Source organism: Pseudomonas sp. URIL14HWK12:I5 (assembly GCF_900176445.1).
Lineage (GTDB): Bacteria > Pseudomonadota > Gammaproteobacteria > Pseudomonadales > Pseudomonadaceae > Aquipseudomonas > Aquipseudomonas monteilii.
Genome location: NZ_FWXQ01000024.1, coordinates 1 through 1,683, shown reverse-complemented (window position 1 = coordinate 1,683; position 1,683 = coordinate 1). Strand labels below are relative to the sequence as shown.

Below are 1,683 nucleotides of genomic sequence, written 5' to 3'. Positions count from 1 at the left end.
CAGACCCATAAAGGTGATGGTTACAACGAACTGCGTTTCGAGGACGAACTGGGCAAAGAGGAAGTGTTCATCCATGCCCAGCGGGACAAGAACAACATCGTCAAGCACGACGAGACCACGCAAGTGGGCAACGACCGCACCGAACGCGTCGAACGGGACGAGACGATTTCGATTGGGCAGGACCGTCTTGAAGACGTTGCCCGGGACGAGACCGTAAGCATCGGCCAGAACCGGGCACATGAAGTTGGCAATGACGACAGCCTGAGCGTTGGCCGCACCCATACCATCACCACAGGCAAGGACCGAATCGAACACGTCGGCAATCACCGGCAGGACCTCACCAAGGCCAACCATACGGTAGAGATCGGTGGCCATCTCGAACAGGTCGTGGCCGGTCACAGCACATTGCAAACCGGCGAGGCTATTCGGCACACCACCAAGGTTTACGACATCCAGGTCAGCGAAAGCCTGACGATCAGAAGTCCGGCAGGTCTTCTACGAATCGACGGCGCCGGCATCACGCTGGACGGCCTTGCGCTGGACTTCAAGGGGCCGGTCAGCCAGCAGGCCAAGGGCAGCCAGCGCATGACTGCCACTTCCGGCGTACCTGAGCCTGGGGAGCCGATTTGTCTGAGTTGCTTGCTCAAAGCCATCGCCGACGGCCACAACATGATTCCCATGGAGGGTGCCAGCTGATGCCCAGCCCATTTATCAGAGCAATGGTAGAAGTGCTACGCACATCCGACCGCTATCGCCTGAGTGCCGTCGTTGAAATGGCCAACCTTTCACCCCGGGCCCGGGAAACGCTGACCCAACATTACACGGGGCGCTGCTGGCCTTTGTTGCAACAGGCCCAATTCAGCAATTTACGCGCGGTAGGCCCTTGGTTGTTCAGCTCCAGGCCAGGTTCCGATGTCTCAGGCCAGTACGATTTCCAGTGGCAGCTGGAGCAAGGTGCAATGGGTGCGGTGAGTGGCTGGATCGTCAGTGCGCTGCCAGCCGCCCAGCTTGTACAGCACTTGAGCCAGGCCAACTCCGTTACCGGGCCGGATGGCCACGCTTACCTGTTGCGTTACCACACCGCAGCCGTCCTGCAAGTGTTGGATACCTGCCGCGAGTTGCCTGGCGTGGCCGAGTGGTTGGCGCCCATTCATTGCTGGTGGTCCCCGGTGGCGCATCCGCACAAGAGGTTGTGGGTGCAAATCGCTGGCGGCGACCAGCCTCGCATGATCCATGTCCCGCCCATCACCCTGAGCGAAGACTGCTGGGCAGCCTTGGCCGGCGACCCACTGAGCTATCAACTTGCCGAAATGCTGAAGCACGAGCCGTCTTGCGCGGCCTTCACGGCTGTCTGCCACGGTACGCAAATTGGCCTGATCCAGCACCACCTGAATCAGGCCCGCGCGCAAGGACTGGATCGAGAGCAAGACCTGGTCAGCTATGTGCTGATGATGGCCCGCGCCGGAGAACAGCTCTGCGAATCACCTGCCTGGCAAGACGCAATCGCTGCTACACGCGAGCAGCGAACGCCCCTGATCGATAACGTGCAGCGATGCCTGCACGGCAAGGACTGAGGTACACAATGGACTCATTGAACGAAGCCCTAGAATTGTGCCGGCGCATCACCACCGGCTACCGTCCCGCCCTGCGCAACAGCCCGGTCGCCGACTGCACCCGCCGCTT

The 1,683-nt window shown here is 60.7% G+C and carries 1 protein-coding gene and 1 pseudogene; both read left to right on the top strand.

Translation table 11 applies throughout. The features are described from left to right. Window positions 1–696 (top strand): annotated as a pseudogene (locus tag B9A31_RS26845) (type VI secretion system tip protein VgrG); the annotation flags it as partial. Further along, complete coding sequence (locus tag B9A31_RS26840) at window positions 696–1,574, top strand: DUF4123 domain-containing protein (RefSeq protein ID WP_025755081.1); 879 nt, start codon at window positions 696–698, stop codon at window positions 1,572–1,574. The pseudogene B9A31_RS26845 and the gene B9A31_RS26840, both read left to right, overlap by 1 nt. Window positions 1,575–1,683: the final 109 nt, after the last annotated feature.

Excerpts from the sequence above, each read along its gene's own strand:
- B9A31_RS26840 (WP_025755081.1), top strand. The coding sequence starts at position 696 with ATGCCCAGCCCATTTATCAGAGCAATGGTAGAAGTGCTACGCACATCC.